The organism is Serratia sp. PGPR-27 (assembly GCF_022678525.1).
GTDB lineage: Bacteria > Pseudomonadota > Gammaproteobacteria > Enterobacterales > Enterobacteriaceae > Serratia > Serratia nematodiphila.
Genome location: NZ_JALBYS010000037.1, coordinates 31,836 through 46,731 on the forward strand (window position 1 = coordinate 31,836; position 14,896 = coordinate 46,731).

Annotated in this window: 16 protein-coding genes; 6 read left to right on the forward strand and 10 right to left on the reverse strand. The window is 63.4% G+C overall.

Going from position 1 to position 14,896, the window contains the following annotated elements:
* The first annotated feature begins 146 nt into the window (after positions 1-146).
* Complete coding sequence (gene mtnA / locus MMS95_RS18740; RefSeq protein ID WP_156866563.1) at positions 147-1,175, forward strand: S-methyl-5-thioribose-1-phosphate isomerase; 1,029 nt, start codon at positions 147-149, stop codon at positions 1,173-1,175.
* A 17-nt stretch (positions 1,176-1,192) separates the two neighbouring features.
* Here the strand turns inward: mtnA and MMS95_RS18745 are convergent, their stop codons facing one another.
* From MMS95_RS18745 to MMS95_RS18755, 3 genes are read right to left on the reverse strand one after another with little or no spacing between them, the layout of a single operon-like run.
* A complete protein-coding gene (locus MMS95_RS18745; RefSeq protein WP_015376726.1) occupies positions 1,193-1,735 on the reverse strand; it encodes an acireductone dioxygenase ARD in 543 nt (180 codons plus the stop codon).
* The gene (gene mtnC, locus MMS95_RS18750; protein WP_021505012.1) at positions 1,732-2,421 is read right to left on the reverse strand and encodes an acireductone synthase; all 690 of its coding nucleotides are present in this window, start codon (positions 2,419-2,421) and stop codon (positions 1,732-1,734) included. Before mtnC ends, MMS95_RS18745 begins: the two co-directional genes overlap by 4 nt.
* Positions 2,418-3,032, reverse strand: a complete 615-nt coding sequence (locus MMS95_RS18755; RefSeq protein WP_033634104.1) for a methylthioribulose 1-phosphate dehydratase — start codon at positions 3,030-3,032, stop codon at positions 2,418-2,420. Before MMS95_RS18755 ends, mtnC begins: the two co-directional genes overlap by 4 nt.
* Positions 3,033-3,196: 164 nt before the next feature.
* Here MMS95_RS18755 and MMS95_RS18760 point away from each other — a divergent pair, with 164 nt between their 5' ends.
* Positions 3,197-4,357: a pyridoxal phosphate-dependent aminotransferase gene (locus MMS95_RS18760; RefSeq protein ID WP_048326838.1), complete on the forward strand. Its 1,161-nt coding sequence runs from the start codon at positions 3,197-3,199 to the stop codon at positions 4,355-4,357.
* Positions 4,345-5,118: an amidohydrolase gene (locus MMS95_RS18765; RefSeq protein WP_033634107.1), complete on the forward strand. Its 774-nt coding sequence runs from the start codon at positions 4,345-4,347 to the stop codon at positions 5,116-5,118. Before MMS95_RS18760 ends, MMS95_RS18765 begins: the two co-directional genes overlap by 13 nt.
* On the opposite strand, the gene hpxK is transcribed toward MMS95_RS18765, so the two are convergent.
* The 7 genes from hpxK to MMS95_RS18800 all read right to left on the reverse strand — a co-directional run bounded on the left by hpxK (position 5,119) and on the right by MMS95_RS18800 (position 11,557).
* On the reverse strand, positions 5,119-6,363 hold the full coding sequence (gene hpxK / locus MMS95_RS18770; protein ID WP_060558620.1) for an allantoate amidohydrolase: 1,245 nt from the start codon (positions 6,361-6,363) through the stop codon (positions 5,119-5,121).
* On the reverse strand, positions 6,360-7,604 hold the full coding sequence (locus MMS95_RS18775; protein WP_033634109.1) for an alanine--glyoxylate aminotransferase family protein: 1,245 nt from the start codon (positions 7,602-7,604) through the stop codon (positions 6,360-6,362). Before MMS95_RS18775 ends, hpxK begins: the two co-directional genes overlap by 4 nt.
* Before the next feature lie 46 nt (positions 7,605-7,650).
* The gene (locus tag MMS95_RS18780) at positions 7,651-8,394 is read right to left on the reverse strand and encodes an amino acid ABC transporter ATP-binding protein (RefSeq protein WP_033634110.1); all 744 of its coding nucleotides are present in this window, start codon (positions 8,392-8,394) and stop codon (positions 7,651-7,653) included.
* The gene (locus MMS95_RS18785; protein WP_033634111.1) at positions 8,375-9,031 is read right to left on the reverse strand and encodes an amino acid ABC transporter permease; all 657 of its coding nucleotides are present in this window, start codon (positions 9,029-9,031) and stop codon (positions 8,375-8,377) included. Before MMS95_RS18785 ends, MMS95_RS18780 begins: the two co-directional genes overlap by 20 nt.
* Positions 9,031-9,696 carry an amino acid ABC transporter permease gene (locus MMS95_RS18790; protein WP_242142069.1) on the reverse strand — a complete coding sequence of 222 codons (666 nt, stop codon included), beginning with the start codon at positions 9,694-9,696 and terminating at the stop codon, positions 9,031-9,033. Before MMS95_RS18790 ends, MMS95_RS18785 begins: the two co-directional genes overlap by 1 nt.
* A gap of 12 nt (positions 9,697-9,708) precedes the next feature.
* Positions 9,709-10,500, reverse strand: a complete 792-nt coding sequence (locus MMS95_RS18795) for a transporter substrate-binding domain-containing protein (RefSeq protein WP_033634113.1) — start codon at positions 10,498-10,500, stop codon at positions 9,709-9,711.
* 217 nt (positions 10,501-10,717) lie between these two features.
* Positions 10,718-11,557: a MurR/RpiR family transcriptional regulator gene (locus MMS95_RS18800; RefSeq protein WP_033634154.1), complete on the reverse strand. Its 840-nt coding sequence runs from the start codon at positions 11,555-11,557 to the stop codon at positions 10,718-10,720.
* 142 nt (positions 11,558-11,699) lie between these two features.
* Here MMS95_RS18800 and MMS95_RS18805 point away from each other — a divergent pair, with 142 nt between their 5' ends.
* Genes MMS95_RS18805 through MMS95_RS18815 form a run of 3 tightly spaced genes read left to right on the forward strand, consistent with a single transcriptional unit; the run spans position 11,700 to position 14,893 of the window.
* Positions 11,700-13,286: a gamma-glutamyltransferase family protein gene (locus tag MMS95_RS18805; protein ID WP_156866564.1), complete on the forward strand. Its 1,587-nt coding sequence runs from the start codon at positions 11,700-11,702 to the stop codon at positions 13,284-13,286.
* Between the two features lie 24 nt (positions 13,287-13,310).
* On the forward strand, positions 13,311-13,502 hold the full coding sequence (hpxX, locus tag MMS95_RS18810; RefSeq protein WP_033634115.1) for an oxalurate catabolism protein HpxX: 192 nt from the start codon (positions 13,311-13,313) through the stop codon (positions 13,500-13,502).
* Positions 13,499-14,893: an AtzE family amidohydrolase gene (locus tag MMS95_RS18815; protein ID WP_049277497.1), complete on the forward strand. Its 1,395-nt coding sequence runs from the start codon at positions 13,499-13,501 to the stop codon at positions 14,891-14,893. The genes hpxX and MMS95_RS18815 overlap by 4 nt, the downstream gene beginning before the upstream one ends.
* Positions 14,894-14,896: the final 3 nt, after the last annotated feature.

A 14,896-nucleotide genomic window follows, 5' to 3' on the forward strand; every position in this document is an offset into this window, starting at 1 on the left:
TCCCCAACCCCTCTGTTCTCTCTCGCTGCCCCCAGCGATTCTGTTTATTTAGACGTAAAAGCATTTGGACGTCTATACATCTGGAAGTCATGTTGGCAGAATAGCGTTTCAGATGCAATAACCTCGCAACAAGGAATTAACCGCCGATGCAAGCGCTTAACACCACCAGTTTGACCCTGCAGGACAACCGCCTTTGGATCCTCGATCAGCAAGCCCTGCCGCAGGAAAAGCGGTGGCGCGCTTGCGACAGCGTGGAGGAGTTGGTCGGGCACATTCACAGCCTGCGGGTGCGCGGCGCACCGCTGATCGGGCTGTCCGCCAGCCTGTTGTTAGCGCTGCTGGCGGAACGCGGTCTGCCGCGCGCCGAGCTGGAGCAGGCGCTGCACACGCTGCGCGCCGCCCGCCCGACGGCGGTTAACCTGATGAACAATCTGGATCGCATGAAGCTGGCGCTGGCGGAGCCTGACTGGGCGCCGGCGATGGTGAACGAAGCGCTGCGGTTGGTGGAGGAAGATCGCCTGCTGTGCGATCGCATCGCCGATCGCGGCGCTGGTCTGGTCAAGCCCGGCAGCCGCCTGCTGACCCACTGCAATACCGGCGGGTTAGCCACCGCCGGCGTCGGCACCGCCATCGGCGTGCTGCTGCGCGCCCACCAGCAGGGCAAGGTGCAACAGGTATGGGTCGATGAAACCCGGCCGCTGCTGCAGGGCGGCCGTCTGACCGCCTGGGAACTGGGCGAGCTGGGCATTCCCTATCGCCTGATCTGCGATTCGATGGCCGCCAGCCTGATGGCGCAGGGCCAGGTCGATGCGGTGTGGGTCGGCGCGGATCGCATCGCCGCCAACGGCGACGTCGCCAACAAGATTGGCACTTACAGCCTGGCGGTGCTGGCGCACTATCACAGCATCCCGTTCTACGTGGCCGCCCCGCACACCACCCACGATCCGCACTGTCCGGACGGCGCCGCCATCCCGATCGAGCAGCGAGCAGCAGCCGAAGTCACCGGCGTTTCAGGCAGCTTTGGCGCCTGCCAGTGGGCGCCGGCCGAGGCGCCGGTCTACAATCCGGCGTTCGACGTCACGCCGGCAAAACTCATCAGCGGGTGGGTGTTCGACAGCGGCGTGATCACGCCGCAACAGGTTGAAGCGGGGATTTTCCGGCGGACGCTGGGTTAACGCCCGCCGGTTAACGATCAGTCCAGACGCGGATAGGCATCGGCGATCTTGTCGCCGGTGAAATGCGCCACCCAGCCTTCCGGGTTGTCGAACACCCGGATCGCGGTAAAGTGCGGCGCCGAGCCCATATCGAACCAGTGGCGGGTGTTGGCCGGCACTGAGATCAGATCGTTCTTTTCGCACAGGATCTGGAAGATCTTGCCGTCCAGATGCAGGCAAAACAGCCCCGCCCCTTCAACGAAAAAGCGCACTTCATCTTCACCGTGCGTATGTTCGGACAGGAATTTTTCACGCAGCGCCTGGCGCTGTTCGTGGTCCGGTCGCATGCTGATCACGTCCCAGCTCTGGTAGCCCTTTTCCGCCACCAGCCGGTCGATCTCATGCTGGTAGGCGGCGATCACCGCCTCCGGCTGCGGATTGTCGCCCAGCTCGCGATCCGCCTGCCAACGCTCAAAGCGCACGCCGATCTGCGCCAGCTGGCGCTGGATTTCCTGCGCGTCGCGGCTCTGCCACAGCGGCTGCTGCGGCGCTGTATCACTGAAAATGGTCAATCCACTCATGAGACAAACTCCCCTAAATCGATGTGATCAAAACGGCTGACCTGTGGATGCCGGCTTTGTGCGTCCGCCTCATCGCGGATCAGCTGGCAGGTATGCCAGCCGGCGGCCTGCGCCGCGTCCAGCTCCTGGTGGATATCGGACAGGAACAGCAGTTCGTCGGGCGCGATGCCGATAGCCTGCGCAATGTTGCGGTACGACGCGGTTTCACGCTTGGCGCCGACGTGCGTGTCGAAATAGCCGCTAAACAGCGGCTGCAGATCGCCGGCGTCGCTGTGGCCGAACAGCAGCTTCTGCGCCTCCACCGAACCGGAGGAATAGACGTAAAGCTGCAGCCCCTGACGCTGCCAGGCGGCCAGCTGCCCCGCGACCTCCGGGTACAGATGCCCGCGGAAATCCCCTTCGCGATAGCCGCTACGCCAGATGATGCCCTGCAGCGCCTTGAGCGCGGTGGATTTGCGGTCTTCATCCATAAAGCGGTACAGCGCGGCGATCAGTGCGTCGAGATCCGCCTGTGGCTGGTCAATTTCAGCGCGCAGCGCCGCCAGCGGCGCGGCGACTTCGCTCTCCGTGGCGTGACGGCGAACAAAATCCGCCAGCCGTTCACGGGCATAGGGAAACAGCACCTGATGCACGAAGCGAATATCGCTGGTGGTGCCTTCAATATCGGTCACGATAGCGCGGATCATTTCGCCTCCAGCAAACGACGTTGCAGTTCGCACTGGAACAGGAATTCCAGCCCTTCGAGATGGCGGCGGGCTTCCGCCACCTGGCTTCCCCAGCAATAGAGACCGTGGCCGCGCACCAGAAAACCGTACTGCAGCGGCGTGACCTCGGCATAGGCCGCCACGCGCGCCGCCAGCCGGGGGATGTCCTGATCGTTATCGAAAATGGGGATCGCCACGCTGTCCAGGTGGCTGCGCTGGCCAGCGAGCGACTTTTGCATTTCGTACCCCTGCAGCACCAACGCATCGCCGCGTTCCACCCGCGACAACACGGTGGCGTTGACGGAATGGGTATGCAGCACCGCGCCAAGGTGCGGGTACAAGCGATAGAGCAGCGTATGCAGCCCGGTTTCCGCCGATGGCGTACGGCCGCTCGGCACGTGATTGTCAGCAATATCCACCCGCAGAAAATCGGCGGCGCTCAGGCTGCCTTTGTCTTTGCCGGATTCGGTGACCAGGCACTGGCGTTCGTCGAGGCGCAACGACATGTTGCCGCCGGTCGCTGGACACCAGCCTTTGTCGCCAATCCAGTGGCAGACCGCCAGTAATGCGGTAAGTTGCGGATTCTCCGTCATTGTTATCGTTTCCCGTTCGGTATAGCGGTCAGCAGGTGAGGCTTAGCCGGCTGCGCGACAGGCTAAGCACTTTTTCTCATTTAGCCATCTAAGCGTCTTGATTGCCAAATACTAGCATCGTGTTATATTGACGGCAATATAAGCGCCTGGAGTATTCACCTGCTATGAGCACTTCCGCATTGATTCCCGAAAGTAAACTGCCTGCCCTGGGCACCACCATCTTCACCCAGATGAGCGCGCTGGCGCAGCAGCATCAGGCGATCAACCTGTCGCAGGGCTTCCCCGATTTCGACGGGCCGGACTACCTGAAAGCACGCCTGGCCTGGCATGTCGCCCAGGGCGCCAACCAGTATGCACCGATGACCGGCGTGGCGGCGCTGCGCGAAGCCATCGCCGACAAAACTGCCGAGCTGTATGGCTGGCAGCCGGACGCCACCGCCGAAGTGACCGTCACCGCCGGCGCTACCGAAGCGCTGTTCGCCGCCATCACGGCGCTGGTGCGCCCCGGCGATGAGGTGGTCTGTTTCGATCCGAGCTACGACAGCTACGCGCCGGCGGTGACGCTGGCCGGCGGCGTACTCAAACGCCTCGCCCTGCAGCCGCCCGCGTTTGCCGTGGATTGGCAACGGTTCGCCGCCGCGCTGTCGCCGCGCACCCGCCTGGTGATCGTCAACACGCCGCACAACCCGTCCGCCACCGCCTGGCAGGCGGAAGACATGCAGCAGCTGTGGCACGCCATCGCCGAACGCGAAATCTACGTACTCAGCGACGAGGTTTACGAACATATCTGCTTCGCCAAAGGCGGCCACGCCAGCGTGTTGGCCCACCCGCAGCTGCGCCAACGCGCGATCGCGGTCTCCTCTTTCGGCAAAACCTTCCACATGACCGGCTGGAAAGTGGGTTACTGCGTGGCGCCCGCCGCGCTGAGCGCCGAGGTGCGCAAGGTGCATCAATACCTGACCTTTTCGGTCAATACTCCGGCGCAGTTGGCGCTGGCGGATAGCCTGCGCACCGAACCGGAGCACTGGCGACAGCTGCCGGCGTTCTATCGCGCCAAGCGCGATCGCTTTGTGCAGGCGCTGGCGAGCAGCCGACTGGAAATTTTACCCTGCGCCGGTACATACTTCTTGCTGGCGGACTACAGCGCCATCTCCGATCTGGACGATGTGGCGTTCTGCCATTGGTTAACTGAGCACGTGGGCGTGGCGGCCATTCCGCTGTCGGTCTTCTGTGCCGATCCTTTCCCTCATAAATTGATCCGGCTGTGCTTCGCTAAACAGGACGCCACGCTGGATGCAGCTGCGGAGCGGTTATGTCGACTTTAAAAATTACCCTGTTGCAGCAACCGCTGGTCTGGCGCGACGGCCTCGCTAACCTGGCCGCCTTCGACGCGTTGCTGGCGCCGATCGTCGGGCGCGATCTCATCGTCTTGCCGGAAATGTTCACCACCGGTTTTGCCATGGATGCCGGCGAGAGCGCCCTGCCCGAACAGCAGGTGATCGACTGGCTGCACGGCTGGGCGGTGAAAAGCCACGCGTTGATCGGCGGCAGCGTGGCGCTGAAAACCGCCGAAGGCGCGGTCAATCGCTTCCTGCTGGTGGAGCCGGGCGGCCAGGTGCATGCCTATGACAAACGCCATCTGTTCCGCATGGCCGGCGAACACCTGCACTACCAGGCCGGCAACCGGCGTGAAATCTTCGAGTGGCGCGGCTGGCGCATCCTGCCGCAGATCTGCTACGACCTGCGCTTCCCGGTCTGGGCGCGCTATCAGCAGGATTACGATCTGGCGCTGTACGTCGCCAACTGGCCGGCGCCGCGCAGCCGCCATTGGCAAACGCTGCTGGCGGCGCGGGCGATTGAAAATCAGGTGTATGTGGCGGGCTGCAACCGGGTGGGCGAAGACCCTAACGGCCTGAACTACAGCGGAGACAGCCTGATCATCAGCCCGCAGGGCGAGATCCTGGCGGATGCCGAGCCCGGCGCGGCCGCGCGGCTGGACGCCGAACTCTCGCTGGAAAACCTGCAAAGTTACCGCAGCGCCTTCCCGGCCTGGCGCGATGCCGACAGTTTTCTGCGTCTTGACTGATTAAACGCGGTCCCAGCCGGCGATCGTCAGGCAATAGGCCTGGATCGCCAGCGCTACGTCCGCCTGCCGCACCGCTTCAGCCGGATGATGGCTGACGCCGCCGGCGCAACGCACGAACAGCATGCCGACCGGCCATTGCGCCGCCACGGCGATGGCGTCATGACCGGCGCCGCTCGGCAGCGCCAGACTCTGCCCCTGTACCTGCTCGACGGCCGCCTGCCAGCGGCGCTGCAGATCACTATCGCAGGCGGTGGCGTCAATGCGGTAAAACTCCTCGCTGGCGAAGCGCGCTCCGCGGCGTGCGCAGATCGTCTGCGCCTGCGCCAGCAACATCTCCAACAGCGCCGCCAGCGGCGCATCCTGCGGGCCGCGCACGTCGAGCGTCAATCGCACTTCGCCCGGGATCACATTGGCCGCGCCCGGCAGGCTCTCGATGCAGCCGACGGTGGCCACCAGATGCGGATCGGCGGCGCGGGTCAACGTTTCAACCGCCGTTATCCATTCCGCCGCGGCCGCCAGCGCGTCTTTGCGCTGCCCCATCGGCACCGTACCGGCATGCCCCGCATCCCCGCTAAAGACACAGTTAAGCCGACGTGCGCCGTTGATCGCCGTCACCACGCCCAGCGCCAGGTCGGCCGCCTCCAGACATGGGCCTTGTTCGATATGCAATTCCAGATAAGCGCGGATTTCCTGCGGCGCGCGGCGCGCCTGCGCGATCGCCGTCGGCTCCAGCCCAAAGTCGCGCATGGCCTGCGCGATGCTCACCCCGTCCGCGTCAGTCTGCGCCAGCCATTCCTGCGGCCATTGGCCGGTCAAGCCGCGGCTGCCCAGCAACGTCACGCCAAAGCGAGCGCCCTCTTCGTCGGCAAAGCCGATCACCTCCAGCGCCAGCGGCAAACGGCGCCCCTGGCGGTGGTATTGCGCCACCGTTTCCAGCGCCGTGAGCACGCCGAGCATGCCGTCATAACGCCCGGCGTTGCGCACCGTGTCCAGATGCGAACCGAGCAGCAGCGCGGGGGCGCCGGGCGTTAGCCCTTCATAACGGCCACAGATATTGCCGACGCTGTCTTGCCACACCCGCATGCCGCTCTCGCGCATCCATTCGCCCACCAGAACGTTGGCGCGCCGATGTTCCGCAGACAAATAAAGACGCGTCAGTTTACCGGGCTCCGCGCTGATCGCCGCCAGCTCGTCACAGCGCGCCATCACCCGCGCGGCGGCCTGCTGCGCCTCCTGCGGCGTCATTCTGGCCGTCCTGCATCGTACAGCTTCCAGGCCGCCTGGAGGGCCTCCCCCTGTTGCGTGGCGAAGCCCAACCGGTTCAACACCGCCTCCAGCGCCGCCAGCGTTTGCAGCACGCAATCTTTGCGCGCGTTGTAGCCCATGGTGCCGATGCGCCAGATCTTGCCCTGCAGCGGGCCGAACGAGGTGCCGATTTCGATGGCGAAATCGTTCAGCATCATCTGCCGCACCTGCTCGCCGTGCACCTGCGGCGGGATCATCACGCCGAGCACGTTATTCATGCGGTGCTCGAGATCGCCGAACACCGCCAGCCCCATGCCTTGGATGCCCGCCAGCATCGCCGCGCCATGCAGCCGGTGGCGGGCAATGGCCTGATCCAGCCCTTCCTCGAGGATCACCCGCGCGCATTCTCGCGCCGCGAACAACATGCTGGTGGCTTCGGTATGGTGATTCAGGCGTTCCGGCCCCCAATAATCCATGATCATGCCGAGGTCGAAATAGTTGGAGTAGATCATCTCGTCGTCGCCGTCGGCATGTTCGGCGGTGCGGATCCCCTCCTCCACGCATTTGCGACGACGCACGATCTCTTCAAACTGCGGGCTGAGGGTGACCGGCGAACTGCCGGAAGGGCCGCCCAGGCACTTCTGCAGCCCGGCGGAGACCGCATCCAGCCCCCAGGCGTCGGTCTCCAGCGGGTTGCCGCCAAAGGACGCCGTCGCATCGGTATAGAACAGCACGCCGTGGCGGCGACAGATATCGCCCAGCTCATGCAGCGGCTGCAGCATGGTGGTGGACGTGTCGCCCTGCACCGTCAGCAGCAGACGCGGGCGCACCCGCTTAATCGCGTCTTCGATGCGATCGGCGCTGAACACCTCGCCCCACGGCGCGTCGATCGTGTGTACCTCGGCGCGACAACGGCGGGCAATTTCGCACAGCAGATGTCCGAAGCGGCCGAATACCGGCACCAGCACCTTATCGCCCGGACGAATGGCAGAAACCAGCAGCGCCTCGATGCCGGCGCGCGAGGTGCCGTCCACCAGCATCGTCCAGCGGTTTTCGGTGCGGAACAGCGCGCGATACAGCGCCATGACCTGATTCATGTAACCGGTCATTGCCGGATCGTACTGGCCGATCAGTTGGCTCGACATGGCGCGCAGCACGCGCGGATCGGCGTTGATCGGCCCCGGCCCCATCAACAGGCGCGCCGGCGGGTTAATCTGTTCGAACTGCGGAGTAGTTAGCATGTTATTTCCTTACCAGCTTAATAACTTGTCATTTTATTTGCCGAGATCAGGCTTCTGACAACCCGCGCACAGAAGCGATAAACTGTTTCAATTCCTGCGTTTGCGGATTGGCGAACAGCGTGCGGCTATTTCCCTGCTCCCACACCTTGCCCTGGTGCATGAATACCACCCGGTCGCCCACCTCGCGGGCGAAGCTCATTTCATGAGTGACCAGAATCAGCGTCATGCCCTCTCGCGCCAACTGTTCCAGCACCTTCAGGACTTCACCCACCAGCTCGGGATCCAGCGCCGAGGTGATCTCATCGCACAGCAACACCTTCGGTTTCATCGCCAGCGCCCGAGCGATCGCCACCCGCTGCTGTTGCCCGCCGGAAAGGTTGGCCGGCGCGTAATGCATGCGCTCACCCAATCCCACCTTGTTCAGCATCTGTTCGGCCAACTCGCGGCACTCGGCAGCGCTTTTTTTCAGCACCCGGCGCGGCGCCAGCATCACGTTTTCCAGCGCCGTCATATGCGGGAACAGGTTAAAGTTCTGAAACACCATGCCAATCGAGCGGCTGATTTCACGCGCCTGCGAATCGCGTTCGGTGATGGTCATGCCGCCCAGTTTGATGCTCCCTTCCTGATACCCTTCCAGCCCGTTGATACAGCGCAATAGCGTGCTTTTACCAGACCCGCTGCGGCCGATGATCGAGACCACCTGTCCCATGTCGATATCCAGATCCACGCCCTTCAACACATGATTCTGACCGTAATATTTTTGAACCTGATTAATGGTGATGATCGGCATGGCATTTCTTCTCCAGATAATGGCTGTAACGCGACAAGGGATAGCACATCAGGAAATAGCCCAACGCGACCAGACCAAACACCTTGAAGGGCTGATAAGTCACATTGTTCAGCATGGTGCCGGCCTTGGTCAGCTCGACGAAGCCAATGATCGACGCCAAGGCGGTGCCCTTGATCACCTGAACCGAGAAACCGACGGTCGGCGCAATGGCGATACGCACCGCCTGCGGCGTGATGACGCGCATCAGCGTCTGCGCGAAACTCAGCCCGAGACAACGGGCTGCCTCCCACTGACCTTTCGGCAAGGCGGCGATGCTGCCGGACCAGATATCCACCAGAAAAGCGCTGGTGAATAGCGTCAGCGCCAGCGCGGCCGCGGTCCATGGGCTGACGTCGACGCCGAACAGCGCCAGACCGAAAAACGCTAAAAACAGCTGCATCAGCAGCGGCGTGCCCTGAAACAGTTCCGCGTAAACGCGGACAAAACGCATTGCCCAGCGGCGCTTGCTCAGGCGCATCAACACCAGCGGCAGCGCCACCAGCGTGCCGCCGAAGAACGCCGTCAACGACAGCAGCAGCGTCCAGCGAGCCGCCAACAGCAGATTGCGCACGATGTCCCAATCGGTAAACGTCAGCATCAGTTTCGGCTCCCTAAAAAACGCCGCCCGGCGGCCAGCAACAGTTGACGCATCAACAGCGACAACAACAGATAAAGCAGCGCCGTCACCAGATAGACTTCAAAGCTGAGGAAGGTGCGCGACTGGATCAGGTTGGCGGCGAAGGTCAGCTCTTCGAACGAGACCTGCGACACCACCGAGGATCCCAGCATCACGATGATGCACTGGCTCACCAACGCCGGATAAATACGCTGCAGCGACGGCGGCAGTACGATGCGTAAAAAGGTCTGGCTGCGGCTGAGCCCCAACACGCGTCCCGCTTCCCACTGCCCCTTCGGCGTGACCTGAATGCCGGCGCGAATAATTTCGGTGCTGTAGGCGCCAAGGTTGATCACCATCGCCAGCAGCGCCGCCTGCCCGGCCGTCAGTTTCCAGCCCAGGCTCGGCAGGCCGAACACGATGAAGAACAACTGCACGACGAACGGCGTGTTGCGCACCACTTCGACGTAAACGCCCCAGAGGCGGCTCAGCGCGCCGGCCCGGCCGCTGCGGATCGCCGCGCCGCAAATGCCCAACGCAACCCCCATCAACGTCGCCAGCGCCGTCAGCGCCATCGTCGTCAGTAACCCCGCCAACAGCTCAGGCATGTAGGGCCAGAGCGAGGAGAAATTCAGCTGATAGGTCATCCGCCGCTCCCGTTATGCGCCAAAACCATCGGGCAGCGGCGCCTTCAACCATTTCTCCGACAGGCCATTCAGCGTCTTGTCCGCCAGCGCCTGTCCAATCAGCGCATCCACTGTGGCTTTCAAGGCCGGTTCTCCCTGGCGCAACCCCACGAAGCACGGCGAATCTTTCAACATGAACTTGGCGGCCGGCGCCTTGCCCGGATTCTGGCGCGCAAGGGCGCTCACCACCATGTTACCGGTGGCGATGTACTGCACCTGCCCGGAGAGATAGGCCGACAGCGTCGTGTTGTTATCCTCATAACGCTTGATCTGCGCCCCTTTAGGCGCGCCGTCGCTCAGCACCATATCCTCCACCGCGCCGCGCGTGACGCCGACGGTCTTGCCATCGAGCTGCGCCATGTTCGCCAACGCGCCGTCTTTCGGACCAAAGACCCCCAGGAAGAACGGCGCATAGGCGCGGCTGAAGGCTATGGTCTTTTCACGCTCCGGATTTTTGCCCAGGCTGGAGATCACCAGATCCACTTTATTGGTCTGCAGATAAGGCACCCGGTTGGCGCTGGTGACCGGCACCAACTGCAACTTAAGTTTCATCTTATCGGCCAGATAACGCGCCATATCGATGTCATAACCCTGGGGCTGCAGATCGGTGCCCACCGAGCCGAATGGCGGGAAATCCTGCGGCACCGCCACGCGCAGGACGCCGCGCTGCCGGATCTCCTGCAATTGATCCGCCATGGTCGGCGCGGCCTGCGCCAGCAAGGCGATCCCGGTGAAAACCGTCCACAGCGTTTTTTTGATGTTCATAGCGTATCCCCGATGGTGAAAAGATGAAACAAAAGATTCTTACACCACAACCTCTGCAACTAATGTGCCAATCGAAAATACGTCGAACCCATGCCTTAACTGGCGCTGATTAACGAGAAAAAAACCTGCCGGCCTCAGCGGGCCGGCGACGGAGAAAGGGAAGGCAGGCAGGCCAGAGCTGCACCAAAAATGTGCATCAGCACCAAAAAAGCGCCGGTTAGCGCGGTTCCAGTTCGTCCAAATCCTGATACAGACCGGCAATATGATGAATACGCGATCGCCCCTGCTCCAACATCTCATGCAGCAGGGCGTTGCTGAGCAGGTTACATAAGCTCATGGCGGCTGAATAGCTGTCGAAGGCGGAGACGCTGTCCAGCGAGGCGGCCAAATGCCAGTCCGCCAGCGGGATCAGCGCCTGCGCCTGCGGTTCGCAGATCAACAGCGTCGGCACCCGGCGAGTTTGCAGCTGCGTCAGTATCGCCTTGAGCTGACGCGGCCGGCGCCGAAACGCCACCACCACCGCCATATCCTGCGGCGCGAGATCGACCAGCTCCTCCGCCAGCGTCTGGCCGGGCTGCGGCATCAGCAGCACCCGCTCCCGCACCTGCATCAGCTGCTGACGCAGATGCATGGCTATCGGATAGCTGTTGCGAAATCCCAGCAGCGCGACCCGCCGCGCCCGCGCCAGCGCGGCGATCACCGCGCCGAATTGCTCCACATCGAGATGGCTCACCCAGTGCGAGAGGTTAGCCATTTCCTGCTTGTAATGCCGCGCCAGCAGCGTATTGCCCTGCACCGCATGCCTCTCGTCGGTCACCGGCATGCCGCTCTGGCGCAGGGTGCGCAGCTCAGCGCGCATGTCCTTGTAGCTGCGATACCCCAACCGCTTGAACAGCCTGCTGACCGTGGCTTTAGAAACCCCGCTCAAGCGCGCCAGCTCGGCGCTGTTGTAACTGATCAGGTCATCGAAATGATCGAGGATAAAGTCGGCGACGCGCTGTTCCTGCGGCGCCAATTGCGGATATTCGTTGCGCAGGCGTTCATCGAAGGGCTGCATCATCACTCTCGCTGTAACTTTTGTTTCACCGGAACATAGCACGCCCCGGCCCCTCACTGACAAGCAATTAATCGTCCTGATTAAAAGTGGAACGCCTCTTGCTTCTGTTATCCAAACGCTCACCTCAGACAAGGGCAGAAACATGATTAACAGCAATACCGCGCCACAGGGCATGGCGGTCACGCCACACCATCTCGCCAGCGAAAGCGCGCTGGCGGTGCTGCGCGAAGGCGGCAACGCCATTGAGGCGATGGTGGCCGCCGCCGCGACCATCGCCGTGGTCTATCCGCACATGAACGGCATCGGCGGTGACGGTTTCTGGCTGATCGTGCCGCCGCAGGGCGAGCCGCTGACCATCGACGCCAGCGGCGCCGCCGGCTCGCTGGCGACGCCGGCGCTGTACGCCGGAGAAAGCCGCATCCCGCAGCGCGGCCCAAAAGCGGCGTTGACCGTGGCCGGCACCGTCGGCGGCTGGCAGGAGGCGTTGGCCTATTCGGCCGAACTGGGCGAAACGCCGCTGCCGCTGTCGCGGCTGCTCGCCGACGCCATACGCTACGCCGCCGACGGCATTCCGGTCACCGCCTCCCAAGAGGCGGCGACGCGCAGCAAACGCCACGAGCTGGAGGAGTTCGCCCCCTTCGCCCGCATTTACCTGCCGCAGGGAAAGATCCCGCTTGCCGGCCAACGATTCTGCCAACCGCAGCTGGCCGATACGCTGCTCGCACTGAGTGAGGACGGGCTCGACAGTTTTTATCGCGGCCCGCTGGCTGAAAGCATGGCGGCGGACATGGCGATGTTGGGCATGCCGCTTACCGCTCAGGATCTGGCGAGTTATCGGCCATGCCGCCGTCCTCCGCTGCGCCTGGAACACCAAAAAGGTGAAATATTCAATCTGGCTCCCCCGACCCAAGGGCTGGTGTCGCTTGCCATCCTCGGGCTGACCGACCGCCTGCCGCTGGTCGGACAGAGCGAAGGCGCCGTGGTGCACGCCGTGGTCGAGGCCACCAAGCTGGCGTTCGATCTGCGCGACCGTTTCATCACCGATCCGCGCCACATGACGCAGGATCCGCAGGCGCTGCTGGCGGCCGACCATTTGGATAGGCTGGCCGGGCGCATCGACGGCCAAAAAGCGGCCGACTGGGGCCAGGGCAAAGGCCCCGGCGATACGGTCTGGATGGGGGTGATGGACAGCAGCGGGCTGGCGGTCTCCTTCATTCAGAGCATCTACCACGAATTCGGCAGCGGCGTGGTTCTGCCGAACAGCGGCGTCCTGTGGCAAAACCGCGGCGCCTCTTTCAGCCTGGACGCCGATCATCTGCTGGCGCTGGCGCCGGGCAAGCAGCCGTTTCATACGCTGAACCCGGCCGCCGCCCGGCTGTATGACGGACGCACGCTGATCTACGGCTCGATGGGCGGTGACGGCCAGCCACAGACTCAAGCGGCGTTATTCGTGCGGCATGTGGTGCAAGGGCTGCCGCTGCAGCAGGCGATCAGCGCGCCGCGCTGGCTGCTGGGGCGAACCTGGGGAGAAAGTTCGGACTCGTTGAAGCTTGAGGGGCGCTTTAACGCGGCGACCCTCGACTATCTGCGACAGCGCGGCCACGCCGTTGAACTGCTGCCGGCGTTCAGCGAAACGGTCGGCCATGCCGGCGCCATCGTACGCCACACCAACGGCATGTTCGAAGGCGCTTTCGATCCACGAAGCAACGGCAGCGCCGCCGGCTTCTGACTCTCTTGTTTATCGGGATCGCTTATGAACAATCAACACGCCGCCGATTGGGCGGCCTATATCCACCAGATGGAAACCGTGCTGGCCGTTGAACTGGACGATGTCCGCCGCCGGGAACTGTTGAAACAGATCGAACGCATCGCCGCGCTGGCCGAACCGCTGATGGCCTTACCGCTGGATCCGCGCCAGGAAATCGCAGGGGTATATCGCCCATGAACCCCTTAAGCGCCCTGTCGCTCGCCGAGATCCGTACGGCCCTTGAACGCGGCGCGCTCTCGGCGCGCGAGATCGTCCGGCATACGCTCGATCACATCGACCGTCAGAATCCCGCGCTGAACGCCTTTACGCACATCACCCGGGAACGCATGCAAAAAGAAGCCGATCGCCTCGACCGTTCGCGCGCGCTTGGGCAAACGCTGCCCGCTTTGGCCGGCATTCCCTATGCGGTAAAAAACCTGTTCGACGTCGCCGGTGAAACCACGCTGGCCGGCGCCCGCTTGTTCAGCGAGCGGCCACCGGCCGGCCGCGACGCCTGGGGCGTCTCCCGGCTGGCGGATCAAGGCGCGTTGCTTTGCGGCATGTTGAACATGGACGCCTACGCCTACGGTTTCACCACCGAGAACAGCCATTACGGCGCCACCCGAAACCCGCATGACCTCGGACGCATCGCCGGCGGCTCTTCGGGCGGCTCGGCCGCAGCGGTGGCTGCCGGCCTGGTGACCTTTTCGCTCGGCAGCGACACCAATGGCTCAATACGCGTGCCCGCCTCGCTGTGCGGCATTTATGGTCTGAAACCGACCTTCGGCCGTCTTTCGCGCAGCGGCAGCCAGCCGTTTGTCGACAGCCTGGATCACATCGGCCCGTTCGCCCGCCGGGTGCACGATCTCGCGACGGTGTATGACGCGATGCAGGGCATCGACGCCGGAGATCCGTTCCAGAGCGATCGGCCGATTACCCGCACCGAAACGTTGCTGACGCAGGGCAGCCAGAACCTACGCTGCGCCGTGTTAGGCGGCTATTTCCTGCAATGGTGCAATGATGACGCCAAAGCCGCAGTCAACCAGGTGGCGCAAGCGCTGGCAGCCAGCGCCGAAGTCGAGCTGCCGCAGGCCGAGCTGGCTCGATCGGCGGCCTTTATCCTCAGCGCCTCAGAGGGCGGCCATCGCTATCTGCCGCAGTTGCGCAGCCAACCCGAACGCTTCGAGCCACTGTCGCGAGAACGACTGCTGGCCGGCGCCATGCTCCCCGCCACCTGGTATTTGCAGGCACAGCGCTTTCGTCACGCGTTTCGCCGGCAAGCCGCGCCGCTGTTCAAGCACTGGGACATTTTGATCGCCCCGGCGACGCCATGCAGCGCCACGCCGATCGGCCAGGAAACGATGCGCATCAACGGCGTCGATCTGCCGATCCGCGCCAGTATGGGCCTGCTGACGCAGCCGATTTCCTTCCTTGGCCTGCCGGTCGTGACGGTTCCTTTGAAAAGCGCATCCGGTCTGCCGATCGGCCTGCAACTGATCGCCCCGCCGTGGCGCGAAGATTTGGCGCTGCGCGCCGCCTATGCGCTGGAATGCGCCGGCATCGCCACTTGCGTCTGCAAACAGGAGTAATCA

What these genes read in the sequence shown, in the direction of transcription:
- mtnA (WP_156866563.1), top strand. Translation starts at nt 147, where the DNA reads ATGCAAGCGCTTAACACCACCAGTTTGACCCTGCAGGACAACCGCCTT.
- MMS95_RS18745 (WP_015376726.1), bottom strand. Translation starts at nt 1,735, where the DNA reads ATGAGTGGATTGACCATTTTCAGTGATACAGCGCCGCAGCAGCCGCTG.
- mtnC (WP_021505012.1), bottom strand. Translation starts at nt 2,421, where the DNA reads ATGATCCGCGCTATCGTGACCGATATTGAAGGCACCACCAGCGATATT.
- MMS95_RS18755 (WP_033634104.1), bottom strand. Translation starts at nt 3,032, where the DNA reads ATGACGGAGAATCCGCAACTTACCGCATTACTGGCGGTCTGCCACTGG.
- MMS95_RS18760 (WP_048326838.1), top strand. Translation starts at nt 3,197, where the DNA reads ATGAGCACTTCCGCATTGATTCCCGAAAGTAAACTGCCTGCCCTGGGC.
- MMS95_RS18765 (WP_033634107.1), top strand. Translation starts at nt 4,345, where the DNA reads ATGTCGACTTTAAAAATTACCCTGTTGCAGCAACCGCTGGTCTGGCGC.
- hpxK (WP_060558620.1), bottom strand. Translation starts at nt 6,363, where the DNA reads ATGACGCCGCAGGAGGCGCAGCAGGCCGCCGCGCGGGTGATGGCGCGC.
- MMS95_RS18775 (WP_033634109.1), bottom strand. Translation starts at nt 7,604, where the DNA reads ATGCTAACTACTCCGCAGTTCGAACAGATTAACCCGCCGGCGCGCCTG.
- MMS95_RS18780 (WP_033634110.1), bottom strand. Translation starts at nt 8,394, where the DNA reads ATGCCGATCATCACCATTAATCAGGTTCAAAAATATTACGGTCAGAAT.
- MMS95_RS18785 (WP_033634111.1), bottom strand. Translation starts at nt 9,031, where the DNA reads ATGCTGACGTTTACCGATTGGGACATCGTGCGCAATCTGCTGTTGGCG.
- MMS95_RS18790 (WP_242142069.1), bottom strand. Translation starts at nt 9,696, where the DNA reads ATGACCTATCAGCTGAATTTCTCCTCGCTCTGGCCCTACATGCCTGAG.
- MMS95_RS18795 (WP_033634113.1), bottom strand. Translation starts at nt 10,500, where the DNA reads ATGAACATCAAAAAAACGCTGTGGACGGTTTTCACCGGGATCGCCTTG.
- MMS95_RS18800 (WP_033634154.1), bottom strand. Translation starts at nt 11,557, where the DNA reads ATGCAGCCCTTCGATGAACGCCTGCGCAACGAATATCCGCAATTGGCG.
- MMS95_RS18805 (WP_156866564.1), top strand. Translation starts at nt 11,700, where the DNA reads ATGATTAACAGCAATACCGCGCCACAGGGCATGGCGGTCACGCCACAC.
- hpxX (WP_033634115.1), top strand. Translation starts at nt 13,311, where the DNA reads ATGAACAATCAACACGCCGCCGATTGGGCGGCCTATATCCACCAGATG.
- MMS95_RS18815 (WP_049277497.1), top strand. Translation starts at nt 13,499, where the DNA reads ATGAACCCCTTAAGCGCCCTGTCGCTCGCCGAGATCCGTACGGCCCTT.